The sequence below is a fragment of the Bradyrhizobium sp. PRIMUS42 genome, assembly GCF_023006515.1.
Classification (GTDB): domain Bacteria; phylum Pseudomonadota; class Alphaproteobacteria; order Rhizobiales; family Xanthobacteraceae; genus Bradyrhizobium.
The window spans coordinates 1-1,409 of sequence record NZ_JALBGZ010001108.1 but is presented as its reverse complement, the minus strand read 5'-3'; the positions used below and the strand labels follow the sequence as shown (position 1 = coordinate 1,409).

General features: G+C 65.9%; 1 protein-coding gene and 1 pseudogene. Both read right to left on the bottom strand.

From position 1 onward, the window contains the following. Positions 1–15: 15 nt before the first annotated feature. The gene (locus MOV75_RS38060) at positions 16–801 is read right to left on the bottom strand and encodes a hypothetical protein (protein WP_246926671.1); all 786 of its coding nucleotides are present in this window, start codon (positions 799–801) and stop codon (positions 16–18) included. A gap of 71 nt (positions 802–872) precedes the next feature. Continuing rightward, positions 873–1,409, bottom strand: a pseudogene (locus MOV75_RS38055) (flagellar protein); the annotation flags it as partial.

The window sequence follows — 1,409 nt, the reverse complement described above, 5'->3', positions numbered from 1 at the left end:
CTCATCCCGGCAGGCTCACGCCGCGGCATCTGCCGCCGCCGCGGGCGCGGCTGCGAATTGCGAGGCGATGTCGCCGTGGAAAACCGACGGCCCGACGTGATCGAGCGAGCTCTGGATGTCGGCCCAGATCTCGCCGCCGATATCGGTCCAGCGCTTGCAGAAGGCGAAGTCCTCGGAGAGATAGGTCCCGGTTGCCGGATCGATCATGCATTCGAACAACGCGAACCGGTTCGGGCTCGTGACCAGCGTGTCGTGCGAATGCTCGCGGAAGAATTGCAGGCTCGCATAATCCGGATGGCGGCACATCGCCTCCAGCACGTGGCGGCGGATCATCAGGAAACCGGTGCCGGCATAGCGCACGCGGGTGAAGCCGTTGACCACGACGATACGGTCGGGATCCTCGATCTCGAGCACGTAGTCGAGCGAAGCCGCGGGCACGTCGGCCCGGCCGGACTGGATCGCCCGCGCGGCCTTGTCCCAGTTGACCCGCTTGATCGGATAGCAGCCGGCGACAACGTCGGCGCCGCATTCGATCAGCCGGAACACCTGCTCCGGCTTGAAGCCGATGTCGGCGTCGATGAACAGGAAATGCGTCGCCTTGGGATCGTCGAGGAACATCGCGGCCAGATTGGCCCGTGCGCGGGTGATCAGCGCGTCGCCGTCCCGCAGCAGCACCTTGAGCTCGAGATTGGACATGCCGTGCACGGCGCGCTGCAGCGCGAAGATCGAGCTCGCATAGATGCTCGACACCTGCCCGCCGAAGCATGGCGTGGCCACCACCAGTTGCATCTTGTCCGACATCGGCAGCTCCGCCCCGCTCCAATCCTCACCAAGAGGTAAAGAGGCATGGTTAACGGCGTCTTAACGTAGACTTACAGGAACTTGACGAGCGAAAGCTGCGCCAGGTTCGAGGTCACCTGGTAGGAGGCCTGAAGCGCGTTCTGGAGCGCCAGGATCTCGCTCGCGACCTGGTCCGGCGAGGCCGATTCCGCCTGGTCGATGATGGTCTGGAGCTGCGCCTTGGCCTGGGTCTGGCGCGTGCTCGCGTCCTTCATCGTATTCTGGGCCATCGCGATGTCGGTCTGGATGTCCTCGATGCGCTGCTGGCCGGGCTGCTGGGTCAGCGCCTGGGTCACCCGCAGGCTGAGCGCGGCGACCTGCCCGCCCGAATACTGTCCGGTCGGCGAGGTCGAGAAGGTCCCGAACACGGCGGTCGCCTGCAATTGCCGGCGGATCGCGTCCTCATTCGCCTGGGCGCCATACTGCACCGAGACGGAATCGTCGACCCGCGCCATCGCGGTCGAGCGCGCCGAGCCGGGCCCGTCATTGCCCAGATACCATTTCACGGTGGTGGCCGAGCCGTTGACCAGCGTCGTCGCCGAGCTCGCGGGCGAGGAGCCGACACGGAG